Genomic DNA, 24,493 nt, shown 5'->3' with positions numbered 1-24,493 from the left:
GGTGCCGTTGATGAACAGGGAGCCTCCATCGGCCGAGCCCTGACCAAAGCGTCCGAAGACGCCGGCAACGAGATCACGGCTGAAGGCGTAATCGAGCCGGAGGCCCAGCTGGGCCCCGTCGAAGGAGGAGGTGCCCACCGATCCGCCCGAGCGGACCACGGGACCGCCGAAGCCATCCCCGAACACCCGCAGCCGCCAGCCGGTGCGCTCTGCGTAGTAAGCACCTGGTTCGGTACTGAAGCGGAAGGCGGGATCGGATGTGGTTTCCGGGCCCGCGACCGTGTATTGGTTTACATCGATCCCATGATCCACATCCGGATCGAAGGGCACCTTCTGGGGAAGGATCTCCAGTAGATCCCGACCGAACACCTGCCAGCTGCGGGCGAGGCCCAGGGGCTGCAGGCGGGCGTCGGTGCGATAGACGTTGACCGCCAAAGGCACCACCGGCCCCACTGGAGGCACAACCGGCGGCGGAAAGCAGAACTCCGCCTCGGTGCCATCGGGGCAAATCGAGGCCCTGGCCGGTGCAAGCGGCAGGGAGAGGGCCAGCAGCGGAGCGGCGGCGACCCCCAGCCAGATGGTGTTACGGAATGAAGTCGCCATGCCTGTAAAGGGTGGGTTGAGTTGGGTTGAGTGCTTCCGCCGGATTTTGCGCGGCAGGCTTGATGCCTTCAACTACAACTGCTGATGCCGCAATTGCAAAGACAAAATAGATCATGACCAGCTCCATGAGGAGCAGGTCAGCGGATCAACTCCAAAGGCGAACCAGGACTGGGCAACAAGAAGAAAAAACAGAGACCACCAACCGAATCGCTGTCCAAATCGTGCCGCGGGGTGGGCATTACTTGGTAAGTTGATGCCTATCTGGCGTAGCGCAATCTCTCATGGCCCCTTCCCCCGTCATCGGGCTTAGCCCAGCACCGCTGAGCCTGCTTTACGGGGACACAGGCAGCCTGCGCCTCACCTTCGATGAGACGGCCGCCACGGGTTTCTCCCCCTGGCTCGAACTCCAGGTCACCGCCCCCAGCAACAATCTCAGCTTCGGGACCGCCAGCTGGGCCGGGCTCACCCTCACCACGAAGACCTACACCTTCACCCGCAGCGGCACCAGTGGTCCGTACACCCTCATCAACCCCATCACCGGGGTCACCCTCACCAGCGCCACCCCCGACACGCTGCTGATCTGGCAGCTGCCCGTGGGCAGCTACGTGGCTTCGGCCCCCGAACTGGTGGTGGATTTGCCGGTGACGGTCAAGCGCACCACCCCGACCCTCGGGCCCGTGACCCTGCGGGCAGGCGGCGGCTACGCCCTCGGCACTGATCCCCTCAACAACCCGCTGACGGATCCGCCGATCAGCGCCCCGAACGTGGCGGGACAGGTGGTGCCCACGCCGCTCACCTTCAGCAAGAGCAGCAACCTTGCGGAGTCGGAAACGGTCACCGGTCCCAACTTCAGCAGCTTCTGGAGGTTGTCGGCCAACATCGCCGATGGGGTCCAGCTGAACAACCTGGTGTTCAGCGACACCCTGCCCAACGATCTCAACCTGCTGGCCATCAACCCCAGCTTGAAGCTGACTGGCACCCTCACCCAGCAGCCGGTGGGCAACCCCACGGCCACGGGCAACAACCAGATCGTTATCAACTACGGCTCCACCACCGGGACCACCAGCCCGGAGGAGGCTGCCGCCCAGATCAATTTCTACGTTCCCAACACCCTCGACCCCACCACCGGCGGGGCGATCACTTACATCAATACCGCCACCGCCACCACAAGCTGGGCCAACGCCCCAAGTGGGAGCGTCAACCTCAACATCGCCGCCAGCGACACGATCACCGCCCGGGCCCTGGCGATCCAGAAGGCGGCCAGCACCAGCCAGGTGGTGCCGGGCGGCAGCGTCAGCTTCACCCTCAATTTCCAGATCTCCGATTACTTCGCTTTCGGCGATCTGATCGTCAAGGATCTGCTCGGGGATGGCCTCACCTTTACGTCGGGCAGCGCCACGATCAGCCTGCAGGAGCAGGGCATCTCCCGCACCGGCGGCGGCAACGTCGCATTCGATCAGGCCTATATCAGCTACCTGCCTGATGTTGCAGGCACCGGCGTCGATGGCAAGGACAGCCTCAGCTTCAATCTCAGCAACTGGCTGAAATCAGTCGGCGACGACGGCATTCTCCAAGGCGGACGGGTCAGGAGCAGCACAGCAGTTGCCACCAAAGGCACGATCACGTTCACAGCCAGCGTCGACGACGCCTTTACTGCCCCGAAAGTCGCCGGTCAGAACATCAAAGCTGGCGACAAGCTGGGCAACGACGTCACCCTGCAGGGAGACATCCAGGAGCCACTGCTGAGCGGCTTCCTCGACACCAACCGCCTGGTCAGCGACACCAGCTCAGTGAACTTGAACGTGGCCGACATCGGCTCCGCCAAGACGGTGGTGGCCCGCAACGGCCAGGCCCTCGGCTCCGCTCCCCTGGTGCTCACTCCGGGCGACACGGTCACCTATCGCATCAAGGTGACCTTCCCCACGGGGGACATTCAGGGCTTCAACCTGAGCGATTACCTGCCCACGCCGGTTTACGACGTGGACAAGGAGGCCCGCGGTGGCGCGAATCCCACCGCCTTCGAGTTCTTCAGTAACGGCGCCACCGTCAGCATCCCGGGCAGCCTTCCCCCGGCCGGCTCCTTCAGTTATGGCAGCCAGCACAATGCGCCCCAGTTGGTGGGGAACTCGCTGCAGGCCGGACCAGCGGTCAACGATCTGGTGGCGACGATCGCCAACACCAGCGATTCCAGCAACACCCCCACCACGGTTGACCTCTATTACACCGTCACCGTCAGTGGTGCGGCCATCAGCGATCGGTTGCCGATCACCAACATCGCCAGTGCCAGCACCGTTGACTCCAACGGTGTCAGCCGCCCCACCCAGGTGTCGGCGGTCACCGGCGAGGTGCTGGCCCCCAACCTCAAGATTCGCAAGGGCATTGTTGTAACCAGCCGCGACAGCCTCACCGGAGCCCAAGGAGTCACTTACAGCCCCACCCTCAACACGGGAGGCGCCACCTTCCCGGCATCCATAGGCACTGTGCCCTTCACCGGCACGGTGAGCAGCGGCGGTATCAGCGTGGCCGGCGGCAACGGCTCCACTGGCACCGTCAACAACGGCGCCCTCGATTCCAACGTCATAGGGCTCGATGCGGGCGACACCGTCCGCTTCGTGGTGGTGATCGAGAACATCGGCACCAGTTACCGCGGCGCCTTCAACGTGCAGCTGCGCGATGAGCTGCCCGCCGGGCTCAGCTTCACCCCCGGCAGTCTGCGCATCGTTGACGGCAGCGGTGCCCTGATTGGCTACACCCGGCCCGACGGCACGGCCGCCAGCCAAGCGGAGATCTTCTCCGACACTGGCGTCCGGCTGAGCGACCCCGGCCCAACACTCCCTGACGCGAATGGCGTCGGCGGCGGTGCCATCGACGGCTACAACGCCAGCAGCGGCCGCAACATCGCCGTGGTGAGCTTCGATGCCACCGTCGATCCGGGCGCCTACGGCCAGCTGGTGGACGGCAAGCTCACAAACGTGGGCGAGCTGGAGGACTACACCAACGTGCCCTCAGGGGGCACGGGCTATCTACCCGGCTCCATAAAGCTGATCGACAACGCCACGATCACGCTTCGGAACGCCACGGTCAGCAAGTCGATCGTCTCCACCTCGGAGGCCTCCACCATCGGTAGCAACGTCGCCATCGGTGAGATCGTTCGCTACCGGGTGCAGGTCACGGTTCCCGAAGGCAACCTGGCCAATTTCAAGCTGGTGGACAGCCTGCCCACGGGAATCTCGTTCCTGGGCGACGGCAGCGCCTCCTCCCCGATCTTCTCCTCCGGGGTGAGTGGCTCCCTAACGCCCGCCACCCCCACGATCTCCGGCTCCACCCTCACCTGGGATTTCGGCAACCTCACCAACAGCGACCGCGACAACACGATCGACGACACGATCGCGCTCGAGTTCAACGCCCTGGTCACCAACATCAGTGGCAACAGCAACGGCATCACCCACACCAACACCGCCACGGTGAGCTACGAGGCCGGCTCTGCCAGCGGCACCGCGGCGGTGACGATCACTGAGCCCAACATCACGATCACCAAGGCCGTCAGCCCCACCAGCAATGTGCAAGCGGGCGACACCCTCACCTACACGGTGAAGGTGAGCAACGCGGCGAACCGCGCCGATGCCTTCGACCTCGTACTCAATGATGCCCTCGGCAACCTGGGCAGCAACTTTGACCTGCAGAGCGTCACCCTGCCCGGCACCTTGCCGTCCGGCACCAGCTCAATCGTCGACAACTCCGTCACCAGTGGCTCCAGCGCAGCGACGGGGGATCAGATCCAACTCAAGATCGATCGGCTCAAAGGTGACCAGAGCTTCAGCTTCACCTACAAGGGCGTGGTGCTGACCGGGATTCAACCCGGCACCACCCTCACCAACACCGCCAACGTCACCTACACCGGTTTGCCGGGCAGCGGCACCCCCAACGGCAGCGGCGGCAACAGCACCGGCAGCACCATCCCAGGGGCGTCCGGTGCGGCCAACGGTGAGCGGAACGGCAGCGGCGGGGTCAATAACTACAGCAAGAACGCCAGCCGGTCGGTGGTGAGTCAGGCCCTGGGTCCCATCAAGAGCACCCGGCTCACCTCCGAGGCCCACACCAGCGGCAATGGGGTAGCGATCGGTGAAATCGTGCGCTTCCGGCTGCAGACAAGTCTTCCCCAGGGCACGATCGGCAACGCGTCCTTTGTCGACAACCTGCCCAGCGGGTTCAGGTTCCTGGGCGACAACACCGCCACCCTGGCCTTCGTCAGTACCAATCCAGCAGACCTGACCTGGAGTCTGGGGCCGATCACCCCCTACTACCTCCCCAGCGACGGCAACAACAACACGGTGATCCCCACCGCTCGCTTTGCACCGACGGTGACAGAACAGGCACTCACCTGGTCCCTGGGGCAAATAGTCAACCTCAACGCCGTCGACGCACAGATCGAGTCGGTGATCGTCGAGTTCAACGCCATCGTGGCCAACGTGGCGGGCAACCAGGCAGGCGTCACCCTCACCAACAGCTTCATCGCCAGCGCGGGCATCTCAGGCAAACCCGTGCAGACCACATCGGATGAAACCCCATTGTCGGTGCTGGAGCCCAACCTTCAGACCGATAAGACTGTTGCGCTCCAAAAAACAGGGGTTCTTGGCAATGCCAACGCCACCCCCGGCGACACCCTCGTCTACACCGTCGTTGTCCGCAACACGGGCACGGCCAAGGCGTTCAACCTCTTCATCGACGACAACCTCGATGCCCTGGGGCTCAACTTCGACCTCAGCGGTTCTCCAACGATTGTTCAGAGCCAGACGGGTGCTCCGGCGACCACCGATAACTCGATCTTCAGTGGCAGCAATGGACTGGCCGATCGGATCTCAGTTCTGATCCCTGAACTGGACATCAACCAGAGCGTCACCCTGACCTACCGAGGTGTGCTCTCCGCCGGCCTGCCACCGGGCACTGCCCTCACCAACACCGCCCAGGTCACCTACACCAGCCTGCCGGGCACTGGCACGCCCACTGGCAGTGGCGGCAACAGCACCGGCAGCAGCACCCCCGGCGGCTCAGGCGCCGCCAATGGAGAACGCAATGGTGATGGCGGCGTCAACGACTACCTCAGCAGCAAGACCCTGATCCTGGTGGCCAACCGCCCTCCCGTGGCGGTGAATGACACGGGCAACGCCGTCGAAGCCGGCGGCACCTCCAACACCACCCCCGGCAGCAATGCCACCGGCAACCTGCTGACCAACGACACCGATCCAGACCCCGCCGACAACCCCCTCACCTCCAAGGGGAAGGTGACCTCCTTCCGCACCGGAAGCACCGAGGGGTCCGGCACGGCCGGCAGCCTCGGTGCTCAACTCCTGGGCACCTACGGCCAGCTCACGGTCAATGCCGACGGCACCTTCACCTATGTGGTGGACAACCGCAACGCGCTTGTGGATGCCCTGGATCCAGGCGCCAGCCTTAGTGAATCCTTCAACTACACCGTTTCCGATGGGGCCCTGAGCGACATCGGGGTGATCTCGATCACGATCCAGGGCGCCAACGACGCTCCTGTTGCTGTCAACGACACCGGCGTGGCGATCGAGGCGGGTGGAACCCTCAACGGCACCCCCGGAATCAACGCCACCGGCAACGTGATCAGCAACGATCGCGACATCGACAACCGGGACGGCAACAACCTGGTGGCACCGCCTGAGGGCACGGTGGTGGCCGTGCGCACCGGAGGCAATGAGGGGGCGGGCACCGCCGGCACCGTGGGAGCGGCCCTGAAGGGGATCTACGGCTCGCTCACCCTGAGTGCCAACGGCACGTACACCTACGTCGTCGACAACACCAACCCCATGGTGGATGCCTTGAACCCAGGCGACACCCTCAGCGAGTCGTTCAATTACACCCTGCTCGACCATCGGGACGGACTCAACGACATCGCCGTCCTGACGATCACGATTCAGGGAAGGAACGACGCTCCAGTAGCCCTTAACGACGCTGGTTCCGCCCTGGAAGCCGGCGGCACCTCCAACGGCACGCCTGGGGCCAATGCCATCGGCAATGTTCTCACCAACGACACCGACGTCGACTCCAACGACACGCCCGCGCGCAACGGCTTCGTCGAATCCTTCCGCACCGGAGCGACCGAGGGATCAGGCACAGCCGGCACCATCGGTGCGCCCTTGCAGGGCCTGTATGGATCGATCACCTTCCAGGCCAACGGCACCTATATCTATGTGGTCAACAACACCAATCCAGCGGTCGACTCCCTCGATCCGGGCGCCTTCCTGAGTGAGTCATTCAACTACACCGTCTCCGATGGTGCGCTCACGGATATCGGGGTTCTGACGATCACGATCAGCGGCGCCAATGATTCCCCCGTGGCCGCTGATGACATCGGTAGTGCCATCGAAGCTGGTGGCACCCGAAATGGCACCCCAGGCAGCAATGCCGTCGGCAATGTGATCAGCAACGACCGTGATGTGGATACGGCCGATGGCAACAATCTCACAGGCCCGCCGCAGGGCACGATCACGTCCGTAAGGACCGGCGACAAGGAAGACAGCGGCACCAGCGGTGTAGTGGGGGCGGCACTGGAAGGTCTCTATGGCTCATTGACTCTGAACGCCGATGGCTCCTACGTCTACACGGTTGACAACAGCAAACTGGTGGTTGATTCCCTCGACGCCAGGGATACTCTTCGCGACACATTCAACTACAGCCTGCTCGACCACCCCGGTGGACTGACGGATACGGCCGTCCTGACGATCATCATCACTGGAGCCAATGATGCACCCGTCGCCATCAATGACACCGGCACTGCTCTGGAAGCCGGTGGGACACGCAACGGCACCGCCGGCTCCAATGCCACCGGCAATGTGCTGCTGAACGACACCGACGTCGACGCCGGTGACACGCCGGCCCTGAATGGATCCGTGAGCGCCATCCGCACCGGCGCCACCGAGGGGGCGGGAACAGCCGGATCGATCGGGTCTGGGCTGGCGGGCCTGTATGGCACGCTCACGATCAACGCCAACGGCAGCTACATCTACGTCGTCGACAACAGCAATCCAGCTGTTGATGCACTCGATCCCGGCGCCACTCTGATCGAGAGCTTCAACTACACCGTGCGTGATCGTCTCGGTGGGCTAAGCGACATCGGGGTGCTCACCATCACCATCACTGGGGCTAACGACGCCCCGATTGCAAACAACGATACCGGCACAGCCCTTGAAGCAGGTGGCACGTTGAACGGCACGGCCGGCACCAATGCCAGTGGCAACGTTATTAGCAACGATCGCGATGTGGATGCGGCGGATGGGGCGAATCTTGTCGCCCCGCCGCTGGCCTCGGTGTTATCGATCCGCAGCGGCGACAAGGAAGGGCTTGGCAACGCCGGCAGCCTCGGAGCAGCGCTGGCCGGCGCCTACGGAAGCCTGACCCTCAACGCCAATGGCACCTACACCTATGTGGTGGACAACGCCAACTTCACGGTCGACGCGCTCAACCCCGGTGATGTTCTGACGGAGACGTTCAACTACACGCTTCGGGACCATCCCGACGGCCTCACCGACACCGCCGTTCTGACCATCAACATCAACGGGGTCAATGATGCCCCGCTGGCCAGCGATGATGCCGGCACCGCCATTGAGGCTGGCGGCATCAGCAACAGCTTGGGCGGAGCCGATGCCACCGGCAATGTGCTGCTCAACGACACCGACGTCGACTTGAATGACACCCCGGCCATCAATGGCACGATCGTCGGCATCCGCCGTGGTGCAACAGAGGGTGCAGGTGCTGCCGGCACACCGGAGGGCAGTGGTGGTTTCGTGCTGGTGGGTAGCTTCGGCACCCTCACGATCGCCGCCAACGGCACCTACACCTATGTGGTGGACAACGCCAACGCCACAGTCGGTGCGCTCAACCCCGGCGATCTCTTAACGGAGTCATTCAACTACTCGGTTCTCGATCATCCAGGTGGCCTCACGGACATCGCCATCCTGACGATCACGATTGAAGGCGCTCAGGATGGCAACCTCACCAACAACACCCTCATCGCCGGCGAAGCTGGCGGCGTGAACAACAGCTCCGGCGGATTCGCCGGCCGCGGTGATCTGCTCGACAATCCCAGCCTCCCGGCCGGGACCACCGTGATCGCCATCCGTACGGGCGACACCCCTGGCTCAGGCACGGCAGGGAGTGTCGATGCAGCCGGAAACTTGGTGCTCACGGGCCTATACGGCACGCTGACCGTCAATCCCAATGGCGACTCCATCTACAGGATCAACAACAGCAATCTTGTTGTTGATGCGCTCGATCCTGGCGACACGCTGAGCGAGTTCTTTAACTACGACGTCAGCGACGGGGTGGGCACGACCACTGCCGTGCTTTCGGTGAACATCGGTGGCAGCAACGACACTCCTGTTGCCACCAACGACAGCGGTACAGCCGTTGAGGCAGGGGGCACGCAGAACGGTACGGCCGGTAGCGATGCCAGCGGCAATGTGATCAGCAACGATCGCGATGTCGACAACAACGACGGTGCTAACAGCGCGGCACCCCCGCTGGCCACGATCACGGCCATCCGCCGGGGTGCCAAGGAAGGTGAGGGGCTCACGGGTACGGCAATCGCCGGAGACCTGTTCCAGCTTGTCGGCTTCTACGGCACTCTCACCATCGCGGCCAAAGGCAGGTACAGCTATGTGCTGAATAACAGCAACCCAATCGTCGATGAACTGGATGCCGGCGACTTCATCATCGAGTCGTTCAACTACACCGTTCTCGATCACCCCAGCGGCCTGACTGACACCGCTGTTCTCAACATCCGCATCAACGGTGTCAATGATGCTCCTGTCGCCAGCGACGACAGTGGTGCTGCCCTAGAAGCGGGCGGCGTGGCCAATGGCACCGCCGGCAGCAATGCCACCGGCAACGTGCTCAGCAACGACACCGATGTCGATCGCGACGACACTCCTGCGCTCAACGGAGCGGTCACCGCGATCCGCATCGGTGCAACGGAGGGTTCCGGCGCGGAAGGTACTGCCGATGGAAGCGGTGGATTCGTACTGACAGGCAGCTATGGAATCCTCACCGTCCGTGCAAACGGCAGCTACACGTATGTGGTCAACAACAGCAATCCAACCGTTGATGCTCTCAGCCCGGGCCAAACTCTCAGCGACGAGTTCAACTACACGGTGCGTGACCGCGGTGGCCTCACCGACATCGCACGGCTGACGATCAGGCTCGACGGGGCCAATGATGCCCCGATCGCAGCCAACGACACCGGCACGGCCGTGGAGGCAGGCGGCACCTTGAACGGCACGGCCGGCAGCAATGCCAGCGGCAACGTGATCAGCAATGATCGCGATGTCGACAATAACGATGGCGGCAACAGCGTGGCACCACCGCTGGCCACGATCACGGCCATCCGCAGAGGCGCCAAGGAGGGGGTGGGTCTCGCCGGTACGGCGATCGCCGGAGGTGGCTTTGAACTTGTCGGCTTCTACGGAACCCTCAACATCGCGGCCGATGGCACCTACACCTATGTGGTGAACAACAGCAACCGCTTCGTCGAAGCGTTGGATGCCGGCGACTTCATCATCGAAGCGTTCAACTACACGGTTCTCGATCACCCCAGTGGCCTGACTGACACCGCAGTTCTCAATATCCGCATCAACGGTGTCAACGATGCCCCCGTTGCCAGCAACGATAGCGGCAGCGCCCTTGAAGCGGGCGGTGTGGCCAATGGCACCGCCGGCAGCAATGCCACCGGCAACGTGCTCAGCAACGACAGCGATGTCGATCGCGACGACACACCTGCCCTGAACGGAGTCGTCACAGCGATCCGCACCGGTGCCAGCGAAGGAGCCGGCACGGCGGGGATGCCTGATGGCGCTGGAGCTTTTGTGGTCCGTGGGGCTTACGGCACCGTCACCATCAACAGCAACGGCACCTACACCTACGTCGTCGACAACAGCAACCCAACCGTCGATGCCCTCAGCCCGGGCCAGACCCTCCAGGAGAGCTTCAACTACTCCGTGCGCGACATCGGCGGACTGGTAGACACTGCCGTACTCACGATCACGATCGAGGGGGCGAACGACACTCCAACGGCAAGCAACGAAACCGGCACAGCTGTGGAGGCAGGCGGTACCCGCAACGGCACCCCCGGTGCCAACGCCAGCGGCAACGTGCTCAGCAACGACAGGGATGTCGATAGCAACGACACGCCACTGTCCACCAAGGGCACGGTCACGGCCATCCGCTCAGGAGCCAAGGAGGGTTCAGGTACAGCAGGCAGCCCGGACGGGAACGGTGGCTTCCTGCTTGTCGGCACCTACGGCAGCCTGAGCATCAGTGCCAACGGGAGCTACACCTACACGCTCAACAACGCCAATCCCGAGGTGGATGGCATGGATGCGGGCGACCAACTGATCGAGACGTTCAACTACACGGTGCGCGACACCGGTGGCCTCACCCACACGGCCGTACTCACCATCACGATCACCGGCAGAAACGATGCCCCCGTCGCCAGCGACGACAGTGCCACGGCAACGGAAGCCGGTGGCGTCGGCAACAGCACGGGTGGTGCCGACGCCACCGGGGATGTTCTGAATAACGACAGCGATGTCGATCGCTCCGACACTCCAGCGATCAACGGGACGATCACCGCGATTCGCCTGGGTGGCGTGGAGGGCGCAGGAAGCGCCGGCACGATTGGCTCAGCCTTGCAGGGGCGCTATGGCGCACTGACGATCCAATCAGATGGCAGCTACCGCTATGTGATTGACAATGCCAACCCAACGGTCGAAGCCCTTAATCCGGGCGACCGCTTGAGCGAAAGCTTCAACTACACCGTGAGCGACACCGGCGGACTCACGGACCTGGCCGTACTGACGATCACGATCCTGGGGAGCAATGATGCCCCCGTGGCCAACGATGACATCGGCATCGCCAAGGAAGCCGGAGGGATCAACAACAGCAGTGGCGGCGCCAACGCCAGCGGCAACGTGCTGACCAACGACACGGACGTCGACAGCAACGACACACCGCTACCCAGCAAGGGAACGGTCACCGCCATCCGCACCGGTGCCGTGGAAGGGTCGGGCACGGCCGGCAGCGTTGGCAGTGCCATTCAGGGGCAGTACGGCAGCCTGCTGCTCAATGCCAACGGCAGTTTCACCTACGTGGTGAACAACAGCGACCTGACGGTGGAACGACTGAACCAAGGCGACAGTCTCACCGAATTCTTCAACTACACCGTGCTGGACCACAGTGGTGGACTCACGGACATCGCCGTGCTCGCCATCACGGTTGAGGGAACCAACGACAACCCCAAGGCCAGTGATGACTACATCGGCCGGATGACGTCAGGCCAGAGCGGCACCATCCGCGTGATCGCCAACGACACAGACATCGATTCCAGGCTGGTGCCGAACACGATCAAGATCGAAGGAACTGCGAATCCAGGCGAACCGCTTGTTGTTCCTGGCCAGGGCACCTGGAGTGTGGACCCTGGCAATGGCGACATCACCTTCACACCCAATCCGGGTTTCACAACAAACCCAACCCCGATCAAATACACCATCCAGGACGAACAGGGAGCCACCAGCAACCCAGCCACGGTCTACATCAACTACGACAGCTCGTCGGTGGGGCCCGAGCCGCCGATTCCCGTTACCGACGCGAGTCCCGTCAACCTATTCCTGCTGCTTGACAACTCCACTTCCATGCAGGGGCTCGACCCCACAGGCGTCACCCGTCTTGAGGCCCAGAACCGCATTGCCTTCTATTACTACCTCAAGCCTGTCTTCAACAACGCTGGCTACATCTTCAAGCAGGGCGACCAAATCGGTTTCAATGGCGATGTTCAACTCACCAACAACCAGATCCTGGCCACCGAAATCCTCAACTGGGAACTCATTGACAATCCATTCGACAACCAAACCGCCCAGAAGGTCACCATTCACACGATCGACTTCAGCTATCTGGTCACCCATACCAAAACGGTGATCACCAGCAGCAGCACAGCCGAGGGGGTCATTCTGTCCAGCGATGTTATGGCGACGGCCACACCCGACCAGCAATACGGCAGCAGCACCAGCCCCGATTGGATCGCGCGAGGCCTGCCTGCGCCCAGCGACCTCGATGCCTATTCAGCCCCGGGCACTCGCGGCAACCGCTACAGCGGCACTGAAATGCTGGGGGCACTCACGGCGCTCAAGGACGTACTGAAAGACGAACTCACCTCCGTGACCACCGATACCCTCACCTACGTGGGTCTGCTCACCGACGGACGCCCAGAGCGGCGTCCCTGGTGGGACAACCGGCCCGAATACGGCCAAGGCTGGAGCGGCGTCAATGTGGCCCTGCCCACCGATGCCGATCTGGGCGGTGATCCGATCACCAGTTCAGGCCTGCGCTATTTGAGCAATGGCACGCCGATCAAAGTGCCCACGGCCAATGGGGTGGACATCTGGGGCCAGAACCAACGGGAGCTCAATGCAGCCCTCGATAGCACCGCATTGAAAAGTGGCAGTCCGGACAACCTCAAGGTGATCAGCGTTGGCCTGGGAGATAGCGGTATCTCCAACTGGAATGCGATCTACTCCGACCTGTTCAACAACCAGACCTTCAACAACCAGGTTGGGGGCTGGGACTATCAGATAGTCACTCCGAACATCCAGCTGCAGAGCTGAACCCAACCCCTGCACCACCGCGAAGCGATAGCCCGGCTGGATCACCAGTTTCACCGGGCCGCAGTGGGTCTGTAGCCAACTCGTTCAGCGGCGAACGTAGGTGCGGCCTTCGGGTCCGCGAACAGCTGCCCCGCCGTTAGGGCCACGCACAGCAGCCGCACCCTCGGGGCCACGGACGACAGCGCCACCATTAGGGCCGCGCACGGCAGCAGCGCCAGGGGCCACTACCGCACGAGGGGCGACGACGGGGGCAATGACAACTGGGGCAACAACAACAGGTGCAACAACGGGTGCAGCAACCACACCCCGTGCGACACAGTTCCCCAAGGGGCCCCTGATGAAGCCGATCCCGCACAACTCACTGGCGGAGGAGGGCACCGCCGCAAGGGTGAGGGCACCTCCAAAGACGGCGGCCAGGAAAGTGTTTTTCATGAAGCCTGCTCAGGTTGGGGTTGGTTCATTCAAGGCCATCGGGTCACTGTCGTGCTCAAGGAAGGTGAACTCGGCACTTGACACGCCAGGCGGTCGCCGAATGGCTTGACCATTGGGGCGAGCTGTGGGGAGCCAGGGAGTTCCTCGCTTAAGACCTCGATCCGGTAGTACTCGCGATCGTCTGAGCAGCAGATATCGGCGTAGTAACGCTCAACCACCGCATAGGCCGCGTCGTAGCTGTCGAACACCTGACCGGCGATGCCGTCGCTGATGCCGTCGTCGCGTCTGATCAGGTAGCTGCTCATGGCATCTGTCACTCGTCGTGCTTAAACATCTACGCCAGAGCCCCAACTGAATCGACGAAGTACATCAGGTATCCGCTCCAACTCTTGGGATCCAAGCCTGCTTGCCCATCCAACAAGGTGCTAGTTCTGACGCTCTAGCACCGTCTGTGTCTCTAGCGCGCAGGCTTGTTGGGCAGGCCGCCATTGCAGAAGTTGGCCGCAATGGCCGTGCTGTCGCCACCTTTGATGCGGGGACTTGTGCGCTCCAGCCACGCCAACCCAGCATCGAAGCACTGATTCCAGCGGGAGGACTGGCCAGCAATGGGGCCAAGCGATAGGGCAATCGAGACTGAGCTCGCTGTGGCGACTAAGGCCAGAAGCGGGAACAGGTGAGCATTGATCATTTCCCGAACGCTGAGTATCCGTCCGTCGTGATCAGCCATGAGAAAAGCCCAGGTTGGGGAGCTTGCCCATTGTGAACGCTCCTTCCTGTCACTCGCCGTCACTGGCTTTGAGGCGCTGAGAGAGTTAAACCGTTGGTATAACTGTGGCTTGGCTTGTCACAGCCACGACTCCCCAAGCCTTCTAAGCCAGAAACTCTCAAATAGATTTTTGAGTCGTACCAGGCACTTTGGCGGCCACTGTCTGGCCCTGGGCCGTTCTGCTTAGGAGATCAGACAGGAGCTGGTGTTTCGCTTAACCCGATTGGTATTGCTGCAGGGGCATGGGCGGATTGATCAGGGCTGCTGAGCTATGGGGTTTTCCCCCGAATTCAGCGGTATCCCGCCATAACCGGCGACTTTTCCACAGGCTGAACGCCCCAGAGCCCGCTGCTGGTGCCAGCAGTGCAGCCCCCGCTGTGGAAAAGCCCTCTCCTCTTGACCGGCGGCAGCGGGGAGTTTTGGCCAGCCCAAGCGGAGCAGCAAGCCGCCAGGAAGGCAGCTCAGGACTTACTTCTCACGGCAAGACACGGCCTTGTCGGACTGGTTTTGCTGCTTTGACGCCGCTGCGGTGCACGTGACTTGATGGGTGGACTGCCGTGATGAACGCATGAGCCAAATCCCCGACCATCTGCTGGTCCACGTGAGCGTCGTCAATGAGTTCCCGGAGGACCTGTATCAGGCGATGCGGGAATTCATCAGCAGCCATCCCAACTGGGACCAGTACCGCCTGCTGCAGGCAGCGCTTGCGGGCTTCCTGTTCCAGCACGGCTGCAAGGACCGGGCCGTGAGCCGGCATTACCTCGACGGTTTGTTTCAGCGCGATCCGGCCTGCCTGAGCCGCTAGACCCAGGCAACCAAAGCAGCGCCGATAGCCATCAGCACCACCCCGAGCCAGGCCTTGAGGTCGAGCTCCTCACCAAGCAGCAGCAGCGCCAGCAGGGCAATCAGCACAACACTGAGCTTGTCGAGTGCCGCCACCCCAGCCACGGGCCCCAGCTGCAGGGCTCGGCTGTAGCAGAACCACGAGACCCCTGTCGCCAGACCGGAGAGGGCGAGAGCGCCTAGGCTGAGAGCGGGCAGGTGGCGTAGCTCCTGCCAATCGAGCCGGCCGCTGACCAGCAGCACCAGAGCCAGCACAATCGCCACGGCCAGGGTGCGGAACAGGGTGGCCATCCCCGCATCCACTCCCTGCACGCCCACCTTGATCAATAGAGCGGTTACTGCTGCGGAGAGCGCGGCCGCTACGGCCCACAGCTGCCAGTTCTGCACGGAGCGTTTTGCATTGGGAAGCTATGAGCTGAGGCTATCCGCGCTGGCAAGCCTTCTATGATTTAATGCTATCTACAATGATGCAACCTCTACCCTCGGCATCGCACCACGACTTATAAACATTAAGAACGTTTGGGCGAATACCAGCTACAGGGACTTTCAAGAAGCCTTGACGCTTTGCCGCTTCAAAAAGGATGCGTTCCTTTTGCGTTAACCTGTGAGGAACTCGACGGCTTCCTATTTTTGATTGAGTCGATTTACCGCGGCTTAATCTTTCAACGTCGTCCTTGATGTACTGAGACATAATAAAAATGGGGGCGGGCCAAGCAATAATGGATTAAGAGTCGATTGTTGGGCGGCCAAAATGTTGAAAAGAAATAATATTGGTAGACTTAACTAACCCGGCAATGCAACTGCAAAGATAGATTAGAAGCGGAAAGGTAAAAGCCGGGTGTGGCAGGCGGAACAACACCGATCACAAAGCCAATCATTGCGGCGTGGCCATTGAAGCGCTCAACACGCTGCAATTGCTCCATATGAAGTTAATCAGCGCGATGCTGAAAAACTCGTCGTGTTAAGACGAATGCCATAGGTTGTGAAAGGTTGCAGCAATGGTCGAGCTGCGTTTGCGTTTCCAGGCTGATTGGGAGGGCCACCACCTGACCTGAAACCTCCGGATCAGAAAGGGACCAACAATTATCCCTCGGCTAAATCCTGAGATGCGAGGGGATCTGGAAGACCCTGGGTGATCGCTAGGGCGCGTTTGTAAATGGCACTTGAGGTTGCACCTGCAGCCTCCATGGCGATGCGCATGTTCCGCCAGTAGTGCAGTGAGTCGTCTTGATTCATAAGAGCTGCTGCGGTGTCAGGCGCAAGCGGCCGCTCTGCCGCGGCGCCGGCTTGGCAGGCGGCAACCAAGGTTGATCTGCCCCTCGTCGACCAAGCGCCCCAACCGAAGCGCCAAGGCTTCCTCGTGGCGGGCAAAGCCACCCTGCTGGGAGGCGACCCAGGAGATCTCATGCTCCGTGATCACACCACTAGAGATGGACTCCAGAAAGACTTCCCCGACTGTCATGAGAGCCATGTAACGTCTTCGTTACATACTGCCGCGCCCAGCCTCGCTCCGTGGCTAGATCACGCCAGTGGCTCCTTGCGCTTCCGCTGCGTTGTGGTGCTCCAGCCAGGCGTTTTGTAGGTCAGATCTGGTGAGCCGATAGCCCAGCTGGCGGGCGGTGTGCACCAGTTCCTGACGGCTATGGCACTGGCGGAGGACCTGCCGGAGCGCCGGGCTGGTTTCTGCATCGGCCACCATCCGCTCCAAATCAGACCAGCTCACCTACTCAAACCAGAGATGGGATCAACCTCGCGTCAACTGGAGCCTGCTGCCAGGTTCCCTGAGGCACATTGCGGCGCATTGGCGTAAAGGTGCAGCGTTGCGAGCTCAGGACTGCTCTTCTGAGAGCCCAGCAAGCCCGTAGCAAGCAATCAGGTCGCGGCCTTCAGGGCTTGCAGTTCGGGCCCTTGCGGTTTGTGCCGCGGGGCCAACGCCAGACCTTGCCCATGAACTGGCGGCAATAACTGCACTGTTGATCTGCAGTGCTCAAGCACCAGGCGAGCCACGTTCAGGCCCGTGGCTGTCTCAAAGCCCTGAAAGCCTGGGGCGCTATTGACCTCGCAGATGCTGTAACCATCGCCATCAAACAGCAGGTCGACACCAGCTATGTCGAGGTTCAAGGCGGCGGCTGAATCGCGCGCTAGTCGCTCCAGCTCTGGGTTAAGCGGAAATGCCTGCCCATCCCCACCCCTACTGATGTTTGCCTTGAAACTGCCATCGGTGCTGCTGCGCAACATGGCGCCAATAACCTGGCCGCCAATTACCCAGACCCGCAGGTCCTTTCCGGGTCTTGTACCGATGTACTGCTGCAGGATCAGGCTTTGGGAGCGATCCAGCCCGGAGACCAGCTCCATCAGGTCACGGAAGCTGGCTGGGTCACGGCTGAGCACAACCCCGTCGCCATAAGAGCCAACCAGCAGCTTGATGACACAGGGAAACCCAATCTGTTGGGCGACCAGATGGGGATCGACTGGAAAGCGAACCAACATGGTGCGTGGGATTGGCAAATTGCTCTGGGCGAGGATTTGGTGCGCATAGAGCTTGTCCTTGACCGCCTCGATGGCGCTGCTGCGATTCACCACAGCCACACCCAGGTGCTCCAGCTGGCGCAGGATCGCCAATGAGAAGTAATCCGTGGCACTACCAGTACGGGGCAGCAAGACATCGGGGAGTTGAACCTCAGAGCCGCAGCGCCGAATTGATCGCCGGCCACCGCGGCTAACGATTAGATCGATTTCTTCTGGTGCGACGGTCTCAAAGCGGATGTCAAGAACGCGCGCCTCCTCCCGCAACCGCGTCAGCTCAAAGGGCTCGACCATTCCGGTCGGTCGCTTTTGAAGCACCCAGAGATCCATGCCAGCCCCATCCACAAACTCACTTTTCTCGTGTCGAGGCCATGGCTACAAGCCTTTTCAGCACAGGGATACGCTGCAGGCGCAACAGGCAAAAGAGCAGTAGCTCTGCTACAGCTGAAGCATCCTTGATCCAATCCGGGCGGTGAACGTGATCGGCACGATGTCCTTCCAGTTCAAGCCCACCCCCACTGAAATATCCGCGTCGACCTGAGCACTCGCCATGGACGCACCCACCGCTATTGCCCTGCCCTGTCCACTCTCTGCCGGCTGGGAGGTTGTCGAGCAGCGGCTGATCGAGCCGAGCCAGGGGGGTGGCTTCTCGGCCGGGGCCTACCGCCCAGAAGTTGATGAGTTGTGGCTGCTGAGCGATGCTCCCCGCGGCAGCATCAGCCGCTGGCGTGGCTTCCGAGCCGGCGGACTGAAGGGTCTCGTGCCGCTGCCACCCCTACAGCTGAAGCAGCCGCAGCCCATGGACGGCGAAGGGCTGGTGGTTGAAGCCCAGCACTTTTGGGTAGCCACTGAGGGGCGGCTGCAACCTGCGCAACCTGCTGCGTTGCTCCGCTACGACATGGCCGCAGGTTCGCTTCTGAGTAGCCGGGAGCTGCCGCCAGGTTGGCGCCTCCAGCCCAAGCGTGGACTGCGCAGCAATGGGGGCCCGGAGTCCCTGAGCCGTTCACCTGTAGACGGCGCCTTGCTGATGGCGGCTGAACAGCCCCTGCTGCAAGATCCACCTGATCGCGTACGGCTGCTGCGCTGGGCGCCCGATGCCAGCGGCGCCTTGCACCCTGCAGAGCTGCGCCCCTTGGCCCTGCCACCTGGAGGTTTGGGGCTCACCGATCTGCTGGCCAGCAAGCAGGGACTGCTCGGTTTGTGGCGACGCTTTACGGCACCCGATCAGTGGCAGGCGCGACTGGTGCTGTATCCAGCCAGCGCCATCACAACCAGCACAACCAGCAACGCTGACGCTCCCCCCGTGGCTCCACTGATCAGCTGGAATCTGCTGCAGCTCGGTCTTGCTCCAGATAACTGGGAAGTGCTGCTTGCGGCTCCGCCCCTTGGCGATGGCCAGCCAAGCTTGCTGCTGGCGACCGACGACAACTTCAATCCCCTGCAACGCTCACACCTTGCCCGGCTGGTGCCGCGCCAGCTGCCGGGCTGCTCAGCGCCACCCCAGCAATAAAGCAATGAATCGCTCCGCGCTCAAACGCCGCCAGCTGCTCGAATTACTGGGCATCGGTGCTGGCAGCAGCGCCGCTGCCATGCTGCTGCCGCAGCTTGAGGTGCGCAGCCGTGGCACGGCAGGGGATGCTGCCCTGCCCTTTGTGCCCGTGCGTGCACCTCTGCCCTTGCCTGCTGACGGGCTGAATGCGGCAGACCAACGGCGCATCTATCGAACGTTCAACGTCGACGACAAACTGCTGGTTCCCGAGGGCTATCGCGCCGAGCTGATCGCTGTCTGGGGGGATCTTCTCGCCACGGGTCGCTTTGGCTTCAACAACGACTACCTGGCATTTCAGGCCCTACCTAGCGGGAAGGCCTTGTTGAGTATCAACTTCGAATACATAAGCCCGCAGACCTGGTCGGCAGGTTTTTCAGAAGCCGTGGGCACCACTCTGCCGCTGGAGCCTTTGCAGCAGTCCCTGGCCAGCCGCGGCGGCAGCGTGGATGTGGCCAGCCTGGCTGCGAACGACCCGCTGCGTTCGCTGATCGAGGCCGTGGCCCGTGCTGCCATGGCTGATCTCGGCATCGGCGTGCTCGAGCTTGAGCAGGGGAGCTCAGGCTGGCGCCGCCTCGGCGGCAGTCGCTATGAGCGGCGCATCGATGGGCTAAGCGGGCTCAGCCAGCAGGAGCAGGCACTGCGCTGCAGCGGTCCGGCGGCGGCGGTGTTTCGCCACAGCCAGCCGCTTGGCTACCGCGACGGCCTGGGTGATCGGATCATCGGCACCTTTGCCAATTGCGCTGGCGGCACCACCCCCTGGGGCACCGTGCTGAGCGCTGAGGAAAACTTTCAATCGCAGGTACCCGAGGCCGTCTATGCCGATGGCTCGGCGGCTTCCCCCGAGAAGCGCCCGTTCCGCTGGGATGGTTCACGCCTCGACGGGCTCGGCAATCCCTTCGGGCTGGCCGGCAACAAGTACGGCTGGATGGTGGAATTTGATCCCCGCGAGCCAAGCAAACCCGCGGTTAAGCACAGTCTTCTGGGCCGCTTTCGCCACGAAGCCGTTGCCGTTGTGGCGCGGTCCGGGGAGCCGCTGGTGGTGTATTCGGGTTGCGATCGCCATGGCGGCCACTTTTACCGCTTTGTCAGTGAGGGGCTCGTGCAAGACCCGGTCGATCGCACCAATTCGCAGCTGTTTGCAGCCGGGCGCCTGGAGGTGGCCCGTTTCAACGCACAAGGCAGCGGCACCTGGATTGCCCTGGAGGCCACCACGGAGGTGCAGCCGCAACCCCCCAGTCATTACGAGCGCTTTGGCTGGGAGCAACCGGTCGTTTTGCCCCACAGCGACCGCCAGCGCAGCGGCAGTGAAGCGCTCAGCAGCGATTCCGCACTGCAGGCCTACCGCAGCCGCTACAAAAAACTTGGCGATCTTTACCCGTTGGGCGGCGATGACGTGCAGGCGCAGCTGCGGCAGCAGGGGGCGATCTTGATTGATGCCCATCTAGCCGCCAACGCTGCTGGTGCCACCGCCTGCCCCAGGCCAGAAGACACCGATATCGACCCGATCAACGGCGACCTGCTGATCGCTTTCACGGCGGCAGGCCGTGATGACAGCGGCTGCAGTGATCCGGCGGTCTTCCGCGGCCCCAAAGGCGAATCCCTCTGGCTCCACGGTTGGGTGATGCGCCTGAGCGATGGCGGCGCTGGCCGAGGCGCCCGCTTCCGCTGGCGGATGGTGGCCGCTGGCGGCCTGCCCTGGGAGGGCGGGCTCGGTTTTAGCCATCCCGACAACCTCGCCTTCGACCCATCCGGCAACCTCTGGCTGGTGACCGATCGCTCTGGGGATGCCGACCTCGATGTGTTCGGCAACAACAGCTGCTGGCTGCTGCCGCGCGAAGGTGCAATGGCGGGACAGGCCCTCTGCTTTGCGATCGGTCCGGTGGGGTGTGAGCTGTGCGGGCCCTGCTTCGATAGCGAGGGCCGCACGCTGTTTCTTGCGGTGCAGCACCCAGGCGAGGGCCAGGGTGTGCGCCAAGGCAAGGAGGTGGAAGCCCAAGCCCACAGCCTGGTCGATCGAAACGGTCAACGCTTCGAGCAGCTGCGCTGGGTGCCGCTCGGATCTAACTGGCCGTCTGGGGTACCCGCCAGGCCGCCCAGGCCCGGGGTCGTGGCGATCCGTCGTCTCGACGGCAAAACCCTGCTGAGCTGAACGCTGGTGCCAGTTCAGTTATGCCTGGAAGGCTGAGCCCCAGCAACTTGAGTGAATTGATTCAGTTGCGGCTCGACGTCGTTGCTGCGGACCCGGCGGTCCTTACCGAGGCCCCACCCTGGTGGCGCACCTCTCGGTGCGACGCAGTGCGCCCCGCCTGCACCAGGATGACAAGGCATCTGGCACCGGCTACCGCTGGGGCAAGGCCTGCTCCGACGATGAATACAACGTTAATCCGAGCCAAATACGGCGACAGCACAAGTGCAGAGGCCCAGCTATCGGCCTTGCGCTACCCGGGGCTTACGGCCACTTTGCGACCAATGTGATCGAGCAGCCCTGGCGCTGCATATCAACCTGGGACGGCCGGTCGCCATTCATAACGACCCCAACGGTGAAGCTGATCTGGTGGCAGGTGCTTACACCGCCAACAGCAACGACGCAGGGCAGCACTACGGCTGGAAGAACTGGTAGCCCATCCTTTGATCGTGAGCGCTTTGTCTTTAAGACCCTGGCGGTAGTGATCTTCACTCAGCTTTTGATCTATGCCCTTGCTGCTGGGGTGAGTGTGGAAAACCAGTTCCCAGAGGATGTATTTCAGGCTATGGCGGTATTCATCGACGATCACCCGCAATGGGATCAGTACAGGCTGATGCAGCCCGCAGTGGTCAAGCACTACCTAGATGGATTGTTTCGCGGACCAAAGCAGGGGCCCGGCGAGCCGGAAGCGCTATCAAGATGAGGCCATGAAACAGCTATCCGGCAAAAGCAAACCGAAGTGGCTGGTGCTGGCCAGTCAAATGCTGGCCGGGACCGTTTTTGTTGCCATGACCATCAGCGTTCTTCCGGCGCTGCTGCTGATGTCGCTTGTGATGGCCTTGCTTCTGATACCTGTCTTGAAGCAGGTTCGCAAGGAGGCAGAAAAGTCTGGAATTGAATTAAATTCACTTCCAAAAAATATGGTCAATGTCACACCTTTGCATCGCCGCTTGCAACAAGACCTCTTGAAATATTTTGGCCTTATACGTTGACTTTAGGGGGTGCTGCCGGGGCCAGTCCTGACTGCTTTGTGGAGAGATCACGAGCATGGGCTCATACTTTGAGAGACATTTCTTCCTGGCTGCAACGCCGAAACATGTAGCCTTTGCCTCGCGTTGTAAGAATAAGCTCGGGAACCTCTACGTCCTCCTCCACTTTTGCGCGCAGTCGTGATATGTGAACGTCTACTACACGACTGTCATTAGATTTTGTGGGCCTATACCCCCAAACCTGCTCGAGGATGTCCAGCCGGCTGACTGGCTCACCCGCTCGGTTAATCAATAGCTCTAGCAGGCTGAATTCCATTCCCGTTAGACGGATGCGCTCATCACCGCGATAGGCTTTGCGGCGCGTTAGATCAACCCTGAAATTCCCTACAATCATCCAATGAGTGCTTGCAGGCTTTAGCTCAGCGCCATTATTTATTTGCTTGCCGCTGAGAAGCAATGGAGAGCTTCTTCTCAGCACACAGCGAATACGTAGCTCAAGCTCTTTTGGGCTAAATGGCTTGAGTATGTAGTCATCGGCACCAAGCTTGAGTCCAGTGAGGCGGTCGCCCACATCACTCAATGAAGTGAGCAAAATAATCGGCACTTCTGATTGAGCACGGATCCTCTCGGTCACAGCGAAACCATCAAGCTCTGGCATCATCACGTCAAGAACAAGTGCATCCGGCTCAAAGCTGCGGAAGAGTTCAAGCGCCTGCATACCATTCACCGCCGCAGCCACCTCAAAGCCAGCTAGACGCAGCCTCGTTTCCAATATGCGCCTGATGTTCGCCTCGTCATCGGCGATCAGTATTCGGATGGTATGGGTACGACGTTCTGGGGTCAAGACACACCAAGCGCCGCAAGATGGGGCAAAAAATAGGTGGAATCCCCGTTGACCGCGGATTGCGAACAAGAATCGTCACATAAGCAGCTGCCCTATCCGCCGCTCCTTGCTCTTACTTCTAACGGCTCAAAGCCTCAATTTTTAGTTGCTGCATCACCCTCTGCCTGAGCAGACCTAATCAACCCCCCAGCTGGAGGTGCCGGCTGCTGAACAGCTCGCCGGTGCAGTTCACCGGTAATAAAGACGAGCGACCAGCTCGGTACCAGGCATCTACCAAGGCAGCGCTGGAGCGGGGGTAGAGCTCTCCAGCCAAGATCCAGAACTCGTCATGCAGCACCTGCGTCTGGTCTGGTGTGCCCACGTACCAAGGCGACTCAGGATCCTGTGACAGCTCCTCATGGAGCAGCAGGAGTCCCTCAAGTACGCAGTTGCGAGTTCAGGCGTCATCGGCTTTGCTGGCCCTACCTTGCGGTGCGGCTACCCAAGAACGTCTATCCACGCACTCCAAGGTGCGCCAGATCAAGCACTGGCCCCTACGGGTTGCGCCGCAGGACGAAACGGGGCTTCCAAGGGAAGGCTGCTAAGGGAATAGCCGAGCAGCGCTCAGGAAGATGGAGCTAGCGCCAGAGAACACAGCAGTGCTGCGGCAGCCGCTGCCACCTGTTGGGTGAATGAGCACCTCCGCGGCACCAGGGTCCCGGTGGCGGCTGTCTCCGAAAACCACCAAGACGGGATCTCCGTGCCGGACCTTGTGCATCGACCACCGGATAGGGGGTGATCAGCCGGGCTTGTCGGTGCCATAAGTCCTGGTGCTGCCCAATTGAGCCTCCAAGTTGGCCGGAAGATGTGAATTGGTGTTAAGTTCAGATGAGCGAGCGGTTTGCCGCCCCGCATCTACTTACCGCTTGCCTGCAAAGCCTTCCGGCATCTGTCAGGTAAGCCCTTCCCCGAACGTTCTCATGACAACCACTATTCAGCAGCGCCAAGGCGCTTCTGCGTGGAACCAGTTTTGCGACTGGGTCACCTCCACCAACAACCGCCTCTATGTGGGCTGGTTCGGTGTGCTGATGATCCCCTGC

The 24,493-nt window shown here is 61.7% G+C and carries 17 protein-coding genes and 1 pseudogene; 7 read left to right on the top strand and 11 right to left on the bottom strand.

Annotated features, from left to right (window positions below; all coding sequences use genetic code 11):
* Together KBY85_RS11830 and KBY85_RS11825 are read right to left on the bottom strand one after the other, a co-directional pair.
* The coding region (locus KBY85_RS11830) for a hypothetical protein (protein WP_254961715.1) at window positions 1–603 on the bottom strand (603 nt) is incomplete at its 3' end.
* Entirely contained in the window at window positions 584–730 is a 147-nt protein-coding gene (locus KBY85_RS11825; RefSeq protein WP_254961714.1) for a hypothetical protein, read from the bottom strand. The genes KBY85_RS11825 and KBY85_RS11830, both read right to left, overlap by 20 nt.
* A 154-nt stretch (window positions 731–884) precedes the next feature.
* Between KBY85_RS11825 and KBY85_RS11815 the strand changes: the two genes are divergently transcribed.
* Window positions 885–13,280, top strand: a complete 12,396-nt coding sequence (locus KBY85_RS11815; protein ID WP_261359626.1) for a VCBS domain-containing protein — start codon at window positions 885–887, stop codon at window positions 13,278–13,280.
* Between the two features lie 84 nt (window positions 13,281–13,364).
* Here the strand turns inward: KBY85_RS11815 and KBY85_RS11810 are convergent, their stop codons facing one another.
* The 3 genes from KBY85_RS11810 to KBY85_RS11800 form a co-directional block, all read right to left on the bottom strand.
* A complete protein-coding gene (locus KBY85_RS11810) occupies window positions 13,365–13,712 on the bottom strand; it encodes a hypothetical protein (RefSeq protein WP_254961712.1) in 348 nt (115 codons plus the stop codon).
* A gap of 29 nt (window positions 13,713–13,741) precedes the next feature.
* A complete protein-coding gene (locus KBY85_RS11805) occupies window positions 13,742–14,017 on the bottom strand; it encodes a hypothetical protein (protein WP_254961711.1) in 276 nt (91 codons plus the stop codon).
* A 152-nt stretch (window positions 14,018–14,169) separates the two neighbouring features.
* Window positions 14,170–14,439: a hypothetical protein gene (locus KBY85_RS11800; protein WP_254961710.1), complete on the bottom strand. Its 270-nt coding sequence runs from the start codon at window positions 14,437–14,439 to the stop codon at window positions 14,170–14,172.
* 607 nt (window positions 14,440–15,046) lie between these two features.
* Here KBY85_RS11800 and KBY85_RS11795 point away from each other — a divergent pair.
* Window positions 15,047–15,283 (top strand): DUF2811 domain-containing protein, encoded by a 237-nt coding sequence (locus KBY85_RS11795; RefSeq protein WP_254961709.1) that lies wholly within the window; start codon window positions 15,047–15,049, stop codon window positions 15,281–15,283.
* Here the strand turns inward: KBY85_RS11795 and KBY85_RS11790 are convergent.
* The 4 genes from KBY85_RS11790 to KBY85_RS11775 all read right to left on the bottom strand — a co-directional run bounded on the left by KBY85_RS11790 (window position 15,280) and on the right by KBY85_RS11775 (window position 18,177).
* The gene (locus KBY85_RS11790) at window positions 15,280–15,708 is read right to left on the bottom strand and encodes an EamA family transporter (RefSeq protein ID WP_254961708.1); all 429 of its coding nucleotides are present in this window, start codon (window positions 15,706–15,708) and stop codon (window positions 15,280–15,282) included. The two genes, KBY85_RS11795 and KBY85_RS11790, sit on opposite strands and share 4 nt — an antisense overlap.
* A gap of 865 nt (window positions 15,709–16,573) precedes the next feature.
* Window positions 16,574–16,783: a hypothetical protein gene (locus tag KBY85_RS11785; RefSeq protein WP_106633175.1), complete on the bottom strand. Its 210-nt coding sequence runs from the start codon at window positions 16,781–16,783 to the stop codon at window positions 16,574–16,576.
* A 54-nt stretch (window positions 16,784–16,837) separates the two neighbouring features.
* Complete coding sequence (locus KBY85_RS11780; RefSeq protein ID WP_254961707.1) at window positions 16,838–17,044, bottom strand: Nif11-like leader peptide family natural product precursor; 207 nt, start codon at window positions 17,042–17,044, stop codon at window positions 16,838–16,840.
* Between the two features lie 149 nt (window positions 17,045–17,193).
* Window positions 17,194–18,177, bottom strand: coding sequence for a RimK family alpha-L-glutamate ligase (locus tag KBY85_RS11775; protein ID WP_254961706.1), 984 nt, complete (start codon window positions 18,175–18,177; stop codon window positions 17,194–17,196).
* 220 nt (window positions 18,178–18,397) lie between these two features.
* On the opposite strand from KBY85_RS11775, the gene KBY85_RS11770 reads away from it, so the two are divergent.
* The 4 genes from KBY85_RS11770 (at window position 18,398) to KBY85_RS11755 (ending at window position 22,573) form a co-directional block, all read left to right on the top strand.
* The gene (locus KBY85_RS11770; RefSeq protein WP_254961705.1) at window positions 18,398–19,357 is read left to right on the top strand and encodes an esterase-like activity of phytase family protein; all 960 of its coding nucleotides are present in this window, start codon (window positions 18,398–18,400) and stop codon (window positions 19,355–19,357) included.
* Window positions 19,358–19,361: 4 nt separating this feature from the next.
* Window positions 19,362–21,545, top strand: coding sequence for a PhoX family phosphatase (locus KBY85_RS11765; RefSeq protein WP_254961704.1), 2,184 nt, complete (start codon window positions 19,362–19,364; stop codon window positions 21,543–21,545).
* A 121-nt stretch (window positions 21,546–21,666) separates the two neighbouring features.
* On the top strand, window positions 21,667–22,284 hold the full coding sequence (locus tag KBY85_RS15970) for a DUF2811 domain-containing protein (RefSeq protein WP_254961703.1): 618 nt from the start codon (window positions 21,667–21,669) through the stop codon (window positions 22,282–22,284).
* A 4-nt stretch (window positions 22,285–22,288) separates the two neighbouring features.
* A complete protein-coding gene (locus KBY85_RS11755; protein WP_254961702.1) occupies window positions 22,289–22,573 on the top strand; it encodes a hypothetical protein in 285 nt (94 codons plus the stop codon).
* A gap of 61 nt (window positions 22,574–22,634) precedes the next feature.
* Here KBY85_RS11755 and KBY85_RS11750 read toward each other — a convergent pair whose 3' ends face one another.
* The gene (locus KBY85_RS11750) at window positions 22,635–23,414 is read right to left on the bottom strand and encodes a response regulator (RefSeq protein WP_254961701.1); all 780 of its coding nucleotides are present in this window, start codon (window positions 23,412–23,414) and stop codon (window positions 22,635–22,637) included.
* A 178-nt stretch (window positions 23,415–23,592) separates the two neighbouring features.
* Window positions 23,593–23,775 carry a hypothetical protein gene (locus KBY85_RS11745; protein WP_254932473.1) on the bottom strand — a complete coding sequence of 61 codons (183 nt, stop codon included), beginning with the start codon at window positions 23,773–23,775 and terminating at the stop codon, window positions 23,593–23,595.
* Between the two features lie 598 nt (window positions 23,776–24,373).
* On the opposite strand from KBY85_RS11745, the pseudogene KBY85_RS11740 reads away from it, so the two are divergent.
* Window positions 24,374–24,493, top strand: a pseudogene (locus KBY85_RS11740) (photosystem II q(b) protein); the annotation flags it as partial.

The organism is Cyanobium sp. BA5m-10 (genome assembly GCF_024346255.1).
In the GTDB taxonomy this organism is placed as follows: Bacteria; Cyanobacteriota; Cyanobacteriia; order PCC-6307; family Cyanobiaceae; genus Cyanobium_A; species Cyanobium_A usitatum.
The sequence above is the reverse complement of the archived record's forward strand: the minus strand, read 5'-3'. Positions and strand labels throughout refer to the sequence as shown.